Origin of the sequence: Halomonas sp. THAF5a (genome assembly GCF_009363755.1) — a bacterium.
Classification (GTDB): Bacteria; Pseudomonadota; Gammaproteobacteria; order Pseudomonadales; family Halomonadaceae; genus Halomonas.
The window spans coordinates 1,536,281-1,552,941 of record NZ_CP045417.1 but is presented as its reverse complement, the minus strand read 5'-3'; the positions used below and the strand labels follow the sequence as shown (position 1 = coordinate 1,552,941).

Below are 16,661 nucleotides of genomic sequence, written 5' to 3'. Positions count from 1 at the left end.
CCGATATCGACATGCTGGAAGGTGTTGGTGCCTGATGCGGGCACGGTGCCGCGCCCTTGGGGTCTGACCCCGCCGCTGCATGCTGCGTCACACTCTGATATTACTGAGCAATCAACAACCTGGGGGTCAGACCCCAAAGGCTACGCCGAGCTTTCGAGCATCGGCCAGGTATATGCAACCTAAAGATTTAGCAGCCATTTACCCGGGTCGCTTTCAGGCTCTGATCCCCATGACGTCAAGCTTATCGTACGTAGGAGATTTCCACCGGCGCGGTGCCGCGCTTGAGCATGCCGAGCGCCCTGGCGGCGCGCTTGGAGAGATCGATGATGCGCCCCTTGGCGTAGGGGCCACGATCGTTGATCAGCACCTCGACCTCGCGGCCGTTGTCCTCCCGGGTCACCGTGACGCGGGTACCGAACGGCAGGGTCGGATGGGCGGCCGTGAGGGCCTGCTGGTCGAAGGGCTCACCGCTGGCCGTGGTGCGGCCCTGAAAGCGGTCGCTGTAGTAGGAGGCGATGCCCTCCTGGGTCCTGACCTCGGGCTCGTGGGCCTGGCCGGTACCGGCACAGCCGGTCATCAGCCAGCCGGCCAGGCCGACGGTCAGCAGCAGTCGAGTACGAATCCCCATGCGGTCACCTTGTGACGAAACAACGTGCGCCCGGGCTCGCCGCGGGACGATCAGGCGCCTTTGTCGAGGGTCGATGCAGACGGATGCTTGCCCTGCAGCCAACCCGCGCTGTTGGCCTGCGCCTGGTCGAACCAGGCCAGCCGGTCGTGGAGTGACACCACGCCGCCGACGACGATCAATGTCGGCGGTCGGATAGTAACCACTTCGCCTGCCGGCGGCAACGCCTCGAGGGTCCCGACGTGCACCCGCTGGCGTGACGTGGTGCCCTGCTCGATCAGCGCCACCGGGGTCTCGGGCGCCAGGCCATGGCGCCGCAGCTGCTCGCCGATCAGCGACAGGCTCCCGAGCCCCATGTAGAACACCAGGGTCTGGCCGGGCCTCGCCAGGGTCGGCCAGTCCAGGTCGCTGCTGCCGTTGCGCAGGTGGCCGGTGACGAAGCGCACCGACTGGGCATGATCGCGATGGGTCAGCGGAATGCCGGCATAGGCCGCGCAGCCGGACGCCGCGGTGATGCCGGGCACCACCTCCACCATGATGCCCGCCTCGACCAGCGTCTCGAGCTCCTCGCCCCCGCGGCCGAAGATGAAGGGATCGCCCCCCTTGAGGCGCACCACTCGCTTGCCTGCCCGGGCCCAGTCGACCAGGGCCTGGTTGATGCCATCCTGAGGCACGCTGTGCAGCGAGCGCTCCTTGCCGACGTAGAGGCGAAAGGCCTCCGGCGCCGCCAGCGACAGGATCTCGTCGCTCACCAGCCGGTCATGGAGGATCACCTCGGCGGCCTGGAGGCGTCGCAGGGCCTTCACGGTCAGGAGCTCCGGATCGCCCGGGCCGGCCCCAACCAGGCTGACGCAGCCCTGGGGAAAGGCCGAGCCTTCGAGCGGCCCCCATGGCGCCTCGTCACGCCCCACCGCGTGCTCGGAACCGGTTCTCATATTCCAAAAACCTCAGTCTTGATTGGCGAGTTATTCATTATGGTAATTAATAGTCGCCACGTATACCACGACTCCCTCGGCACAAGGCTATAACTGCTGGTTTCATGGCCGGCACGGGGCGCGGCGGCGGCCCGAAACGACATCGCCCCCGCAGGACGGGGGCGATGGACACACCAAGGCGCGGCGGGCTCAGGGGCAGAGCGTGCGCCTGAGGCGGGGGCTGGCCAGCTCGCCGACCAGGGTCACGGCCACCAGGAGCGCCAGCAGCCAGGGCCAGTGCAGGCCGAACTCGACCCGGGTGATGCCCAGGGCGTCGACGAAGATCATCAGGATCCCCAGCGGGCTGACGTAGCGCACCATGAACAGCCATAGGGCCTGCCAGACGGGCGACAGGCCGAGCTCCTCGCGGAAGGTCTCGCTTCTCAGCACGAACCCGGCCAGCACCACCATGCCGAGCCCGCCCAGCGGCATCATCCAGCGCGAGGTCAGGTAGTCGAGCCAGTCGAAGAAGTGCTTGCCGGCCAGGGTCCAGTCGGCGCCGACGTTGAAGGAGAGCATCGCCAGGGTGCTGATCAGCCACAGCACGATGCCGGTGCCCCAGGAGGCGGCGCGCCGCGAGATGCCCTTGTTGTCGGTCAGCCAGGAGACAGTAGCCTCGACCATGGAGATCGACGAGGTCAGCGCGGCCATGGAGAGCATCACGAAGAAGAGGGCGCCGAACAGGTTGCCCAGGGGAATGGCCTGGAAGGCCAGCGGCAGGCTCATGAAGATCAGGCCGGGACCGCTGCTTGGGCTCATGCCGTTGGCGAAGATCACCGGGAAGATCGCCAGCCCGGCCATCAGCGCCACCACGGTATCGGCCAGCGCCACGGAGAGCGTCGTGCGGGCGATGGAGGTGGTCGCGGGCAGGTAGCTGCCGTAGGTGAGAATCGCGCCGGAGGCCAGCGACAGGGTGAAGAAGGCGTGGCCGAGCGCGGCCAGCATGCCTTCGCTGGAGAGACGGCCGGCATCGAAGGAGAACAGGAAGTCGACCGCCGCCGGGAACCCGCCGGAGAACACCCCGTAGCCGATCAGCAGCAGCAGCATCAGCACCATGCCGGGCATCATCCAGCTGACGCTCTTCTCGATGCCGGCCTGAACACCCTTGCCGACGATCACCATGGTGGCGACCGTGACCAGGGTGCTCCAGAAGCCGAGGTTCAGGGGACTGGCGTTGTTGGCGGCGAAGATCGCCGCCATCTCGTGGACGCTCGAGCCCGCGAGGCCACCGGTCAGCATCTTCCAGAGATAGGCGAAGGACCAGCCGGCCACCACCACGTAGAACGACAGGATCAGGAAACCGCACAGCATGGCCATCCAGCCGAGCAGCGACCAGGCCGAGCCGCGGCCCGACTCGGCGATGACGCGGCGCAGGGCATCCACGGGGCTGCCGCGTCCGCGCCGCCCCAGGGCGATCTCGGTCATCATCACCGGCACGCCCACGGCAAGGATGCAGGCCAGGTAGACCAGGACGAAGGCGCCACCGCCGAACTCGCCGGTGATATAGGGAAACTTCCAGATATTGCCCAGGCCCACCGCGGAGCCGGTCGCCGCCAGGATGAAGCCCCAGCGGCCGAGCCACTGGGTTCGGGGTTGTGCAGTCGTTGTCATATCACACCAGGATCACCGGGGTTCTTTCCGACACCGCAAGGTATCGCCACCAGGCGCCTATTGTGACGGATTTTATCGTCATTGGGCAGACGCACGGCCGATCATGCTGCCTTTTCGCCGAGAAAGGCGACGAAGCTGCGATGCCCTCGCCTCGGGGCGGCAGGGTCGGGCACGGCGCCGGCCCGCTGGTCTATGCTGGTGAGCAAAGTGGCATCGGCGCGGCATCGACGCGCGCGTCAGCCCGTCAGGCGGCATGCGACCAGGAGGGCACCATGACCAGCGACACCCCGATCGGCCCGATCGCCCTGACCGACACCCGATCCCGGCGCATCGTGGAGCGCCTGCTGGCGGGCTCGGGGGTCACCTTGAACGGCGATGCCCCCCAGGACATTCGCGTGCTGCATCCCGACGTCTTCCGGCGCCTCCTGCACCAGGGCACCCTGGGCCTCGGCGAAACCTACATGGAGGGCTGGTGGGAGTGCGAGCGCATCGATAAGATGGCTCACCTCATGCTGCTGCACGGCCTGGGACAGCACGCGCGCACGCCGTCGGAAAGGCTCATGTACCGCCTGCAGTCGGGGTTTCGCAACCTGCAGAGCCGGACCCGGGCCTACATGGTCGGCGAGGCCCACTACGACCTGGGCAACGACCTCTTCGAACGCATGCTCGATGAGACCATGTGCTACTCCTGCGGCTACTGGAAGGACGCCGAGCATCTCGGTGACGCCCAGCGGGCCAAGCTCGAGCTGGCCTGCCGGAAGCTCGACCTGAGGCCGGGCATGAAGGTCCTCGACATCGGCTGCGGCTGGGGCAGTTTCGCCGAACACGCGGCCCGCCATCACGGCGTCTCGGTCACCGGCATTACCATCTCCCGGGAGCAGGCGGCGCTGGCCCGGGAACGCTGCGCGGGCCTGCCGGTCGAGATCCTGCTGCAGGACTATCGCGACCTCGGGGGCCTGTATGACCGCATCGTCTCCATCGGCATGTTCGAGCACGTGGGGCACCGCAACTACGCCACCTATTTCGAGACCGTCCGGCGCCTGCTGCCGTCGGATGGGCTCTTCCTGCTCCACACCATCGGCTCCAATCGCTCCGAGATCGCGGCAGACCCCTGGATCCATCGCTACATCTTCCCCAACGGCACCCTGCCCTCGGCCATGCAGATCGCGCGGGAGAGCGAGGATCACCTGCTCATGGAGGACTGGCAGAACTTCGGCCCGGACTACGACCGCACGCTGATGGCCTGGCTCGCCAATTTCGATGCCCGCTGGCACGAGATCGCCCCGCGCTACAACGAGCGCACCCGGCGGATGTTCCGCTACTACCTGTCGGTCTGCGCCGGCGCCTTCCGCGCCCGCCACATCCAGCTCTGGCAGGTGGTATTCTCCCGCGGCCGGGCACGACGCTACGACGCCCCCCGCTGATCGACGGGCTTGCCGACACCGCCCGGAGCGCGCATGTAGCAGATGGCCTAAGGCATTTTGTCGGCAATCGCCTACACCCGAAGGCGGATAGGCAGTACCCTATGGGGGCGCGATAATGCGCTCACTCGACAAGCGACGCGCCATGCGATGAGCGCGCCCTCCGGCCTCTCGCTGGGCAGGACAACAACGACACTCGCTGCGCGTAGCAGGAATACAAGGACACCCGCATGCCCTCCCATGATGTCCTGCCGGATCAACCGCCCGCAGACGCCCCCTGGCTCCTCGAGCTGACCGAGCAGCTGCCCGGGGTCATCTTCCAGCTACACCGCTCGCCGGGCGGGCACCTGCATTTTCCCTACCTGGCCGGCAGCGGCGTCGAACTACTTGGCCGCGACCGGCGGGACCTGGCCAAGAACGCCATGCCCGCCCTGGAGCGGCTGGCCGAGCCGGACTATCCGCGGCTGATGGCCATCATCGAGCGCTCGGCGCGCGGCGGGACCCCGATCGCCACCACCTTCCGGCTGCGCCTGGACGGGGAGCGCACGCACTGGATCGCCGTGCGGGCCCAGCCCCGCGAGGTCGACAGCGGTATCCTCTGGGTCGGCCTGATGATCGACATCAGCGAGCAGAGGCTCGAGGAGGACCGTCTGCGCCGGCTCTCGGACACCGACGATCTCACCGGCCTGGCCAATCGGCGCAAGCTGATGACGCGCCTCGATGAGGAGCTGTCGTTGAGCAACCGCCACGGCCTCCCCCTGTCGCTCATCATGCTGGATATCGACCACTTCAAGTCGATCAACGATACCTGGGGCCACCTGCAGGGCGATCAGGTACTGCGCGAGCTTGCCTGCCTGTGTCGGAACGTGCTGCGCGAAGAGGACCTGATGGCCCGCCTGGGCGGCGAGGAGTTCGCGGTCCTGCTGCCCCTGACGCCCGAGTCGCACGCCCGGCAGCTGGCGGAGCGTCTGCGCCAGCGGATCGCCGAGCACGACTTCGGTGTCGAGGGCGGCCAGGTCACCGTCAGCATCGGCGTCGCCGAGCACCGCGTCGGCGACACCCGCGAGTATTTCCTGCAGCGCGTCGACGACAGCCTCTATGCCGCCAAGCACGGCGGCCGCAATCGGGTGATGGCCGGCGCCTGAGCCGCCACTCGGTCGGCGGGAGGACGGGGACGCCCTGGCCCCGTATACTGGATGGATCCCCAGTACACCTCCAACGCCCAGGCAGGGAGCGCCCCATGATCCAGCAGACCCTCGCACAGGTCTTCGGCTACGACGATTTCCGCCCCGGCCAGCGGCCGGTGATCGAGGCGATCGTGGCCGGCCGCTCGGCGGCGGCCATCTTTCCCACGGGCTCCGGCAAGTCGCTCTGCTACCAGCTGCCCGCCCTTCACCTCCCCCACCTGACGCTGGTGATCTCTCCCTTGCTGGCGCTGATGCAGGATCAGCTGGCCTTCCTGGCGCGTCACGGCATCGCCGCCGCCAGCCTCGAATCCGGCCAGAGCCGGGAGGAGGCCGCGGCGGTGATGGAGGGCGTCAAGCGCGGCGATATCCGCATCCTGATGGTCTCCGTCGAGCGCCTCAAGAACGAGCGCTTCCGGGCCTTCATCCGCCGCGTGCCGATCTCGCTGATGGTGGTCGACGAGGCGCACTGCATCTCCGAATGGGGGCACAACTTCCGGCCGGACTACCTCAAGCTGCCCGCCTATCGCCGGGAGTTCGGCATCCCGCAGGTGCTGCTGCTCACCGCCACGGCCACGCCGCGAGTGATCGATGACATGCGCGAGCGCTTCGAGATCGCGGCCGATGACGTCACCGGCACCGGCTTCTATCGCGCCAACCTCGACCTCGCGGTCGCCCCGGTGCCCGCCGACCAGCGCCCCCGCCGGCTGGTGGAGTGGCTGCGACCGAAGCTCGTGCCGAGCCCGCCCGAGCCGACCATCGTCTACGTCACCCTGCAGCAGACCGCCGAGCGCCTGGCCGCCTACCTCCAGAAGGCCGGCCTGCCCGCCACCGCCTATCACGCGGGGCTCGACGCCGAGCGACGCGATGCCATCCAGCGGGAGTTCATGGCGGGCCATACGCCCTGCATCGTCGCCACCATCGCCTTCGGCATGGGCATCGACAAGGCCGACATCCGCCACGTGGTGCACTTCGACCTGCCGAAGTCCATCGAGAACTACAGCCAGGAGATCGGCCGGGCCGGCCGGGATGGCCTGCCCTCGCACTGCCTGATGCTGGCCGGGCGCGACCATCTCGAGGTGCTGGAGAACTTCGTCTACGGCGATACGCCGGAGCCCCACGGCATCCGCCGCGTGATCGATGCCCTGCAGGCGGCCGGCGGCGAGTGGGAGCTGATGCTCAACGCCCTGTCCCGGCACAGCAATATCCGCCCCCTGCCGCTCAAGACCCTGCTGGTGCAGCTCGAGCTGCGCGGCATCATCGCCCCGCGCTACAGCTACTTCGCCGACTACCGCTTCCGGCTGGCGGAGGCGCCGGAGACGCTGGTGGCCCGCTTCCAGGGGGAGCGCCGCGCCTTCGTCCAGGCGATTCTCGACGCCTCCTCCCGGGCCCGCACCTGGTACACCCTGGACTTCACGGCCCTGGAGGCGCTGGGCGCCGAGCGTGGGCTCGATGCCCGGCGCGGACGCGTCATCACCGCCCTGGAGTACTTCGTCGAGAAGGGCTGGATGACGCTGGAGAGCAAGCAGATGACCGAGGTCTACGACGTGCTCGACCCCGGGGCCGACCCGACGGCCCTCACCGATGACCTGACCCGCTATTTCCGCGACAAGGAGCGCGCCGAGATCGCGCGGCTCGAGGCCATGCTGGCCCTCTTCGAGAGCGACGGCTGCCTCAGCCGACGCCTGGCCGACTGGTTCGGCGACGCCCGGGCGCCGGCCCGCTGCGGCCACTGCTCGGCCTGTCGCGGCCAGGTGGCCAGGCTGCCCGACGCCGCCAGGGCTGCGCCGCCGGCGCCTGAGGCGCTCGAGACGCTCTGCGCTCCCTTCCTTGAGCGACTCGGCCAGGCCGGCGAGGGCCATCCGGCCACGCCGGACCTGCTGACGCGCTTCCTCTGCGGGATCACCACGCCGCTCTTCACCCCGCTCAAGGCGCGCCAGCTGTCCGGCTTCGCCGCCCTCGAGAACGTGCCCTATGGCGAGGTGCGCGAACGGGTCGCCGCCCTGTCCCTCGCCTGACCCGCCCGCGCCGGCGGGCGACGCACCGGCATCGCCCGGAGAGAACCGAGACCGGCTTGACGAGGCGCCGCCGCTGCACGACCTTTCTCGGCAGGAGACCGGCGCGCCGACGCGCCAAGAACGCCCATGTCGACGACCAGGAGGAGACCATGAGCCAGCTTTCCGACCAGACCTGCGAGGCCTGCCGCGCGGACGCTCCCCAGGTGACCCAGGCCGAGATCGAGCGCTACCGCCCCGAGATCCCCGAGTGGCGGATCGTCGAGCGCGATGGCATCATGAAGCTCGAGCGAAGCTTCACGTTTCGCGACTTCCAGCAGGCCCTCGACTTCACCAATCGTGTCGGCGAGATCGCCGAACGGGCCGGCCACCATCCGGCCCTGCTGACCGAATGGGGCAGGGTCACCGTGACCTGGTGGTCGCACGAGATGCAGGGCCTGCACAAGAACGATTTCATTCTTGCCGCCAGAACTGACGAGGTAGCGACGTAAATGTTCGACAACATTGAGCGGGTTCCCGGGGACGCCATCCTCGGTCTGATCGAGGCCTTCAAGAAGGACACCAATCCCCAGAAGGTCGATCTCGGCGTGGGCGTCTACAAGGACGACCAGGGCAACACCCCGGTGATGCGCGCCGTGAAGGAAGCCGAGGCCCTGCTGCTCAAGAACGAGACCACCAAGACCTACATCGGCTCGCACGGCGCGCCGGCGTATGGCCAGGCGGTGCTGCCTCTGGTGCTGGGCGAGGGCTCGCCGGTGCTCGAGACCGGTCGCGCCAGCGCCACCCAGTCCCCCGGCGGCACCGGCGCCCTGCGCCTGGCGGCGGACTTCATCGCCAAGCAGCTTCCCGGCAAGGACATCTGGGTCAGCGACCCGACCTGGCCGAACCACCTCGGCATCTTCCCGGCCGCCGGCCTGACCCTGCACAAGTACCCCTACGTCGACGCCGAGAACCGCCTGGACTTCGACGGCATGCTCGGCGCCCTGAAGCAGATCCCGGAAGGCGACGTGGTGCTGCTGCACGCCTGCTGCCACAACCCGACCGGTTTCGACCTGTCCCAGGATCAGTGGAAGCAGGTGATGGAAGTGCTCAAGGAGCGCCAGCTGCTGCCGCTGGTCGATTTCGCCTACCAGGGCTTCGGTGAGGGCCTGGACGAGGACGCCTTCGCGCCGCGCCTGCTGGCCGAGCACCTCGACGAGGTGATCATCACCAGCTCCTGCTCCAAGAACTTCGGCATCTACTGCGAGCGGACCGGCTGTTTGATCATGGTCGCCAAGAACGCCGAGCAGATGGAGAACGTGCGCTCCCAGGTGGCCATCGTCGCCCGCGAGAACTACTCCAACCCGCCGGCCCACGGCGGCGCCATCGTCTCCGAGATCCTGCACTCCGACGAGCTGACCGCCCTCTGGCGCGAGGAGCTCACCGAGATGCGCGACCGCATCAACACCCTGCGCCGCGATTTCGTCGAGGCCCTGAAGCCGTACGGCCTGGACGAGAAGTACGCCCACGTGGCCGAGCAGCGCGGCATGTTCTCCTACACCGGCCTCACACCGGAACAGGTAGACCGCCTGCGCGACGAGTTCAGCATCTACATGGTGCGCTCCGGCCGCGCCAACGTGGCCGGCTTCTCCCACGAGAACCTGCCCTACCTGGCCAAGGCGATCGCCGCGGTCAACTGACCCCAGCCGTTCTCCCCAAGCGACGACGCCCGGGCCATTGGCCCGGGCGTCGTGCGTTACGGCGGGACGATCACGCCGCGTAGCGCGAGACGTCCAGGCCGGCAGGATCGATGGCCGGCGACTTGCCGCTCATCAGGTCGGCCAGCAGCTGGGCGCTGCCGCAGCTCATGGTCCAGCCCAGGGTGCCGTGGCCGGTGTTGAGCCACAGGTTGTCGACCCGGGTCGCACCGATGATCGGGGTGGAGTCCGGAGTCATGGGGCGCAGGCCGGTCCAGAACTCGGCGCGGCTCACGTCGCCGCCCTCGGGGAAGACGTCACGCACCACCATGGCGATGGTGGCGCGGCGCTTCTCCAGCAGGCTCAGGTCGAAGGACGCGAGTTCGGCGGTGCCGCCCACCCGGATGCGGTCATCGAAACGCGAGATCGCCACCTTGAAGGTCTCGTCCATCACCGTGGACTGCGGGGCACCGCCGTCGTCGGTGACCGGCACGGTCAGGCTGTAGCCCTTGACCGGGTAGATCGGCAGCCGAATGTCCATGTCCTTCACCAGGAACGGCGAATAGCTGCCCAGGCAGACCACGTAGGCATCGGCGGTCAGCTCGCCTTCGCTGGTCAGCACGCTCTCGATGCGCCCGGCGCTGCGCTTGAGGCGCTGGATCTCGACGTTGAAGCGGAACTCGACGCCCAGGTGCTCCCGGCAGTAGTCGGCCAGGCGGTTGGTGAAGAGGTAGCAGTCCCCGGTCTGGTCGTCGGGCAGGTGCAGCCCGCCGACGAACTTGCCCGGCACCCGCGCGAGCGCCGGCTCGACCTTGGCGATATCATCGGCGCCCAGCAGCGTGTGGCGTACGCCACACTGCTCCAGGACCTTCATGTCCTTGGCCACCGCCTCCACCTGGCTCTCGTGACGGAACAGCTGCATCAGGCCGCGCTGGCGATCCTCGTAGCGGATGCCGGTCTCGTCACGCAGGGCATCGATGCAGGCACGGCTGTGCTCGGCCACGCGCACCATGCGCTCCTTGTTGACCATGTAGCGCTCGGGGGTGCAGTTGCCCAGCATCTGCGTCATGAAGCGCGCCATGCTCGGGTCCATCTTGGGCTGGATCTTGAGCGGGGCGTGCTCCTGGAACATCCACTTGAGGGCCTTCTGGGGAATGCCCGGAGCCGCCCAGGGCGAGGAGAAGCCGAAGGAGACCTGGCCGGCATTGCCGTAGCTGGTCTCCATCGCCGGCGAGGGCTGGCGGTCCACCACCGTGACCTCGTGGCCCTGCCGGGCCAGGTAATAGGCGCTGGTGACGCCGACGACGCCGCTGCCGAGAATCAGAACCTTCATGCGCTTCCCCTTCTGCCGGGTGGTGAGATCAACGAGTCACGCAGTATAGGGATAACACGACAGTAAATTCGCCCGAATATCTTCCCTTTGTTAGCCTTAAAGCACGTTTTTACTTTTTTTAACAACAAACACGTATCTTTAACGACTCATTTTCAGCGGATCATCCTGAGGTTAATCAGCGGGCCGGCGGCGCGGGCTCGCCAGGATCCGTCTCAGCAGCCGCCAGGCCGCCAGGCCCGCCAGCAGGTTGCCGATGGCCGCCCCCATCGCCAGGCCCGCCAGGTCACCGAGCCAGGCGCCCAGCCCCAGGCACGGCAGGTAGAAGAGGAAGAGCCGCGCGCCGGACATCAGCATGGCCCGCAGCGGCCAGCCCAGGGCATTGCCGGCCGAGACCACGAGCATGCAGACCCCCAGCGCCGCGTAGCTCGGCAGCAGGAAGCGGATCAGGATCGCCAGGTCGTCCTGCACCTCGGGGTTGCCGGACAGTGCCAGCGCGAGCCACGGCGATGCCAGCGCCATGATGGCCCCCAGCGACAGCTGCCAGACCACCACCACCCTGAGCGCCAGGCGCATCAGCCGATGCACCTGCGCCCAGTCCCCCGCCCCGTAGCAGCGCCCGAGCCAGGGTGGCAACGACATCGTCATGGCCAGCACCACCATCAGCGACAGCGTCTCCAGACGACTGGCCAGGCCCCACGCCGCCACCTGGGGCTCGCCCAGGGAGGCGACCACCGAGATCGCCAGCATCGCGGCCAGCGGCGGCATGAGCTGGCTGATCATCGCCGGGCCGGCGATACCGACGAAGGGCACGAGCGAGCGCTTGAGCTCCGCGACCAGCCCCTGGGCGGCGAGCCAGGCCTTGTCCCGCAGGCGCAGGGCCAGCAACGCGAGGCCGACGGCGAAGGCGATCGCTGTCGCCCAGGCGGCCCCCGGCAGCCCCAGCCCCGCCCAGGGACCGAGCCCGAAGATCAGCAGCGGATCGAGCAGCAGGTTCACCAGGCTCGTGATCACCATCATCTTGCCCGGCAGCCAGGTATCTCCATGGGCCCGAAACAGGCTGTAGCCAAAGTAGAGCACCGCCCCGAGCCAGGCCGCGAGCAACTGCGGGCCCCAGTAGTCGCGAATCAGCGCCCGCGACGCCGCATCGGCGCCCAGCAGGGCAAACACCGGCGCCTGGATGACCCACAGCAACAGCGCCAGCAGCGCGATGGTGACGGTGCCGACCAGCAGCACCAGGCTGCCCAGCCGGCGGGCGCGTGACGCCTCCCCCGCACCCAGGGCCCGTGAGATCAGCGCGGCGATGGCGATCCCCATGCCCACCTGGATGCCGATGACCAGGAACGAGAGCGGGAAGGTGAAGGACTGGGCGGCCAGCGGCGCCGTGCCCAGGCGGGCGATGAAGGCGCTGTCCACCAGCTGGAAGCCGAGCAGCGCCAGCACGCCGATGGCCATCGGCCAGGTCTGGCGCCACAGGGTGAGGCCGAGGGAGGAACGGGATGCGTCGAGGGAATTCACACGGACTCCGGGATCGGTCGGGGCCAGGCATTCTACGCCATGGCGGCACAGGACTCAGCCCGGCCTCCCCTCCTGTGCCTCGACCCGCTCGGTCAGGAGACGCTCGATCCGTGCGGCGGGCATGGGGCGGAAGAAATGGAATCCCTGAATCAGGTCGCAGTGCATCGACTGGACCAGTGCCAGCTGCTCGGGCGTCTCGACCCCCTCGGCCACCACCTCGAGTCCCAGCCGATGACCGATGAAGACCGCGGCCTCCAGTATGGCCTGATCATCGGGGAGTTCCGGGGCATCTCGAACGAAGGCGCGGTCGATCTTGAGCGCGGTGATCGGGAAGTGCTTGAGGTAGCTCAGCGACGAGTAGCCGGTGCCGAAGTCATCGATGGCGATGTGATAGCCCAGGCGGTGAAGCCGGCGCAACTCCTCGAGGATGCTGTTGTCGGCCTCGATCAGCACATGCTCGGTCAGCTCGATGCCGATATGCCCCGCCCCCAGGCCGTGACGGGCCAGGCAGGCCTCGAAGCGCGCGAAGAGATCGGGGCGGCTCATCTGCCGTCCCGAGAAGTTGATATCGATGCGCCCCAGCGGCAGGCCGGCCTCTCGCCACCGGGCCCGATGGCGGCACGCGACCTCCATGACCCAGTCGCCGAGGCGGTGGATCAGGTCGGACTGCTCGGCCAGGGGGATGAATTCGGCTGGCGAGATGGACGCGCCCTCTGCCGGCTGCCAGCGCAGCAGTGCCTCGAGATGCTTGATCTCCCCGCTGTCTGCCGACACCTGGGGCTGATAGTGCAGGGTGAGCTCGTCGCGGTCGAGCGCCCGCTCCAGGCGCTCGACGAGCCGATGCTGGTGAAGCAGGTCGTCGTGCAGGCGCTGATCGAAGAACCAGACGCTTCCGCGGCCGTCGAGCTTGGCCCGATTCTTGGCCACATCCGCGTGATGAACCAGTTCCCGCGCCGTTTCGCCGTTGTCGGGATAGCAGCTGATCCCGAGACAGGCCGTGACCTGGCGGCGCGTTCCGTCGATCACGAAGGGAGCCCGCAGGGCCTGCTGGACCCTCTGTACCAGCTGCGCCGCGACCTCCTCGCGACGCACGCCCGGGAAGGCGATGATGAACTCGTCGCTGGAGAGGCGCCCCAACAGGTCGACGCCTCCCTTGATGCGATGCAGGCGACGGCTCAGCTCGAGCAACAGGCGATCACCGTGCTCGTAGCCGAGGGCGTCGTTGATCTCGACGAAACGGTCGATGTCCAGGTAGACCAGCGCCAGCACGCTGTCCTGGCTTCGAGAGTGAGCCAGGAGCTCATCGAGCTGTGACTCGAAGGTTTGGCGATTGGGCAGGTGCGTCAGGGCATCGAAGCGCTGGGCGAACTCCAGTTCGCGATGGGCGCGCTTCTGATCCGAGAGATCCACGTCGACGCAGAACATCAGGGGGTCGTCGGTGTGCTCATTGAGCATCACATGGTGCGAGAACACCGATACCGGCTCCCCGCTCTTGTGCTGGAGCTCGAGCTCATCGGCGGGGATCTCGACGCCCTGCTCGACCCAGGCGCGATGCGCCAGGATCACGGGCTCTCGCATGGGAGCGGGAATGATCAGGTCCTCGAGCAGACGGCCCTGGGCCTCGTCCGGGGCATAGCCGTAGAGCCGGTGGCTGGCATCGTTCCAGTAGATCACCCGACGATGGCGATCGTAGCCCTGCACGGCGACACGAGGAAGGCTCTCGAGCAGCGCCCGAAAGCGCTGCTCGCTCTCCAGGTACTGGCGGCGCACACGATCCACGTCGTCCCGGGAGGCGCGTTCGCAGAAGGCGCACCATCCGGCCCTTGCCTGCCGCCAGCGACCGGCCAGCCATTTCCCTATGCGGGTATCACGACCGCTCATAGCGACCCTCCCATCGCCTGGGGGTACCACCGGCCCCTGAACACACAAGGCCGTGGACGCCAACCCAGCGTACCCTATGCCCTACAATGTAAACGAATATTACATGGCATGGCACCGTCGTCTCGACTCTCGCTCCCTCGTTTTCTCTAGAAACTTAGTCGCATGAGGCCGAGGTGTCTCATGTCCTTTCCCGCCTGGATGGCCTCGGCTCGGTGCCGGCAACGCCTGTCATCTACAAAGACACGCCCCCCGGGAGGCTCCCGGGGGGCGTGTCATTGTCGGCTCGGTCAGGGACCCGGGGCGGCTTACTGGCGGATGCCCTCGAGGGTAACGTAGAGCTCGAGCTCGTGCATCGACTCGGGGAACTGGCTCATGTCGATGCCGTAGTCCGCGAGGACCAGGGTCGTGGAACCCTCGAAGCCGGCACGGTAGTTGCCCCAGGGGTCCTCGCCCTCGCCCATCAGGGTCACCGGCATCTCGATCGCGTTGGTCTCGCCATGCAGCGTCAGCTCGCCGCTCAACACGCCCTCGTTGTCGCCACTGGGCGCGAAGCCGGTGGAGGTGAAGGTCGCGGTCGGATACTCGCCGGTCGCCAGGAAGTCATCGCTCTTGATGTGCTTGTCGCGCTCGGCGTGGTTGCTGGTGAGGCTGGTCACGTCGACCTCGAGGTTGGCGGCCGAGGCCTCCAGGTTCTCCGGGTCGTAGTGGAAGCTGCCGGAGAACTCCTCGAAGCTGCCGAGGATGTAGGAGAAGCCCAGGTGACTGATCTTGAACTGGATGAAGGCGTGCTGGCCCTCGGTGTCGATGGCATAGTCGGCGGCCTGGGCCTGGGTCAGCGGCACCAGGGCGGTGGCGGCCAGGGCGGCGGCGATGGCGGTCTTCTTGATCATGACGGCTCCTTGCAGATCGCTTCGGGGGATCATCGCCTCAGGGGCGACGAGAACGACGCGGGTCGATCATCCGCATGAGGACATCATGGCGATCGACCCAGTGGTGTTTCAGGGCGGCCAGGGCATGGCCCCCGGCCAGCAGCATCAGCGCCAGGGCGCCGTACCAGTGGACCCGGCCGGCCAGTGTGGCCTGATCCGGCAGATCGCTGATCAGCGCCGGCACCTCGATGACGTCGAATACCCGGATCCCCTGCCCTTCGGCAGTGGAGATCAGGTAGCCACTGATCAGGACCACCAGCATCAACGCATAGAGTCCGAGGTGACCCAGGTGGGCGGCCAGGCGCTCCAGGCGCGGTCCCTGCGCCTCGGGCGTGGGCTGCGCGGCCCGCCAGACCAGGCGAATCAGGGTGGCCAACAGCAGCAGCATGCCCACCGAACGGTGCCACCAGGGGCCGAGGTTGTACCAGCGGTCGTAGTAGTCGAGCCCGGTCATCCACCAGCCCAGGGCAAAGAGGCCGATGACGGCCAGGGCACAGACCCAGTGCAGCAGGATGCTGGTCAGCCCCCAGCCGCGACGGGTATTTCTCCACATGATCTCGCTGCCTCCCTGCCGTTGATGTTGGGCGCTCAGGATACCCCAGCGCGGGATCGACATCCGCGAATAAACCCGAACATCGCATTCAATAAAACCGCATGCCGCCGACACGACGGGGCGTGCCGAGCGGCATGGCAGGCAAGGGCGGCGCGTGTCCGAGGCCGGCGAGGCTCAGTGGCGCTCGGCCAGCACCTCGAGCAGCAGCTTCGCGGTGGAGGCGCTGGAGGCCGGGTTCTGGCCGGTCACCAGCAGCCCGTCACGGACCTCGAAGGGCGCGAAGTCGTCGCGGCTGCGCTCGTAATGCCCCCCCCTGCTCCTTGAGGGCATCCTCGAGCAGGTGCGGCACGACGCCGGTGAGCCCCACCGCCTCCTCCTCGCTGTTGGCGAAGCCGGTGACCCGACGCCCCTTGACCAGGGGCTCGCCCTCGGGCGTTCGAGCGTCGAGCAGCACCGTGGGCGCGTGACAGACGGTCGCCACCGGGCGCTCGGCGGCCAGGAAGGCCTCGATCAGGCGCCGGGAGTCGGCATTTCCGGTGAGGTCCCACAGCGGGCCGTGACCGCCAGGATAGAAGATGGCGTCGAAGTCATCGACCGCGACCTCGGCGAGCCGGCGCGTGCTGGCGAGCTGCGCCTTGGCCTGGTCGTCCGCCTCGAAGCGCCGGGTCTCCTCGGTGAGGGCCTCCTCGGCCTGGGAGTTGGGGTCCACCGGCGGCAGCCCGCCCTTGGGCGAGGCCAGGGTGATCTCGGCGCCGGCATCCTTGAACACGTAGTAGGGCGCGGCGAACTCCTCGAGCCAGAAGCCGGTCTTGTGGTCGGTGTCGCCCATGCGGTCATGGGAGGTCAGTACCATCAGGATCTTCATCGCGGCCCTCCTCGGGCGTTGGTGCATGCGTGCCTAAATGAGATGGAGACGCGGGCGAGGAGTTCAAGGACACGACGAA

13 protein-coding genes and 1 pseudogene are annotated in these 16,661 nt (G+C 67.8%); 5 read left to right on the top strand and 9 right to left on the bottom strand.

Going from position 1 to position 16,661, the window contains the following annotated elements; translation table 11 throughout:
* Positions 1-241: 241 nt before the first annotated feature.
* The 3 genes from FIU83_RS06995 to FIU83_RS06985 all read right to left on the bottom strand — a co-directional run bounded on the left by FIU83_RS06995 (position 242) and on the right by FIU83_RS06985 (position 3,210).
* A complete protein-coding gene (locus FIU83_RS06995; protein WP_253939590.1) occupies positions 242-577 on the bottom strand; it encodes a septal ring lytic transglycosylase RlpA family protein in 336 nt (111 codons plus the stop codon).
* Positions 578-678: 101 nt separating this feature from the next.
* Positions 679-1,560 (bottom strand): uroporphyrinogen-III C-methyltransferase, encoded by an 882-nt coding sequence (gene cobA / locus FIU83_RS06990; protein WP_152483384.1) that lies wholly within the window; start codon positions 1,558-1,560, stop codon positions 679-681.
* A gap of 189 nt (positions 1,561-1,749) precedes the next feature.
* Positions 1,750-3,210: a sodium-dependent transporter gene (locus tag FIU83_RS06985; RefSeq protein ID WP_152483383.1), complete on the bottom strand. Its 1,461-nt coding sequence runs from the start codon at positions 3,208-3,210 to the stop codon at positions 1,750-1,752.
* Positions 3,211-3,482: 272 nt separating this feature from the next.
* Between FIU83_RS06985 and cfa the strand changes: the two genes are divergently transcribed.
* The 5 genes from cfa to FIU83_RS06960 all read left to right on the top strand — a co-directional run bounded on the left by cfa (position 3,483) and on the right by FIU83_RS06960 (position 9,509).
* Positions 3,483-4,634, top strand: coding sequence for a cyclopropane fatty acyl phospholipid synthase (gene cfa, locus FIU83_RS06980; protein WP_152483382.1), 1,152 nt, complete (start codon positions 3,483-3,485; stop codon positions 4,632-4,634).
* A gap of 227 nt (positions 4,635-4,861) precedes the next feature.
* A complete protein-coding gene (locus FIU83_RS06975) occupies positions 4,862-5,776 on the top strand; it encodes a sensor domain-containing diguanylate cyclase (RefSeq protein ID WP_152483381.1) in 915 nt (304 codons plus the stop codon).
* A 95-nt stretch (positions 5,777-5,871) separates the two neighbouring features.
* On the top strand, positions 5,872-7,833 hold the full coding sequence (locus tag FIU83_RS06970) for an ATP-dependent DNA helicase RecQ (RefSeq protein WP_152483380.1): 1,962 nt from the start codon (positions 5,872-5,874) through the stop codon (positions 7,831-7,833).
* A 149-nt stretch (positions 7,834-7,982) separates the two neighbouring features.
* Positions 7,983-8,321, top strand: coding sequence for a 4a-hydroxytetrahydrobiopterin dehydratase (locus FIU83_RS06965; protein ID WP_152483379.1), 339 nt, complete (start codon positions 7,983-7,985; stop codon positions 8,319-8,321).
* The gene (locus FIU83_RS06960; RefSeq protein ID WP_152483378.1) at positions 8,322-9,509 is read left to right on the top strand and encodes an amino acid aminotransferase; all 1,188 of its coding nucleotides are present in this window, start codon (positions 8,322-8,324) and stop codon (positions 9,507-9,509) included.
* A gap of 70 nt (positions 9,510-9,579) precedes the next feature.
* Here the strand turns inward: FIU83_RS06960 and FIU83_RS06955 are convergent, their stop codons facing one another.
* The 6 genes and pseudogenes from FIU83_RS06955 to FIU83_RS06930 all read right to left on the bottom strand — a co-directional run bounded on the left by FIU83_RS06955 (position 9,580) and on the right by FIU83_RS06930 (position 16,582).
* On the bottom strand, positions 9,580-10,839 hold the full coding sequence (locus FIU83_RS06955) for a D-amino acid dehydrogenase (protein ID WP_152483377.1): 1,260 nt from the start codon (positions 10,837-10,839) through the stop codon (positions 9,580-9,582).
* A gap of 171 nt (positions 10,840-11,010) precedes the next feature.
* A complete protein-coding gene (locus tag FIU83_RS06950) occupies positions 11,011-12,291 on the bottom strand; it encodes an MATE family efflux transporter (RefSeq protein ID WP_152485283.1) in 1,281 nt (426 codons plus the stop codon).
* Between the two features lie 117 nt (positions 12,292-12,408).
* Positions 12,409-14,235: a bifunctional diguanylate cyclase/phosphodiesterase gene (locus FIU83_RS06945; protein ID WP_152483376.1), complete on the bottom strand. Its 1,827-nt coding sequence runs from the start codon at positions 14,233-14,235 to the stop codon at positions 12,409-12,411.
* A gap of 305 nt (positions 14,236-14,540) precedes the next feature.
* Entirely contained in the window at positions 14,541-15,125 is a 585-nt protein-coding gene (locus FIU83_RS06940) for a YceI family protein (RefSeq protein ID WP_152483375.1), read from the bottom strand.
* A 37-nt stretch (positions 15,126-15,162) separates the two neighbouring features.
* Positions 15,163-15,717 (bottom strand): cytochrome b, encoded by a 555-nt coding sequence (locus FIU83_RS06935; RefSeq protein ID WP_152483374.1) that lies wholly within the window; start codon positions 15,715-15,717, stop codon positions 15,163-15,165.
* A gap of 174 nt (positions 15,718-15,891) precedes the next feature.
* Positions 15,892-16,582, bottom strand: a pseudogene (locus FIU83_RS06930) (type 1 glutamine amidotransferase domain-containing protein).
* Positions 16,583-16,661 lie beyond the last annotated feature (79 nt).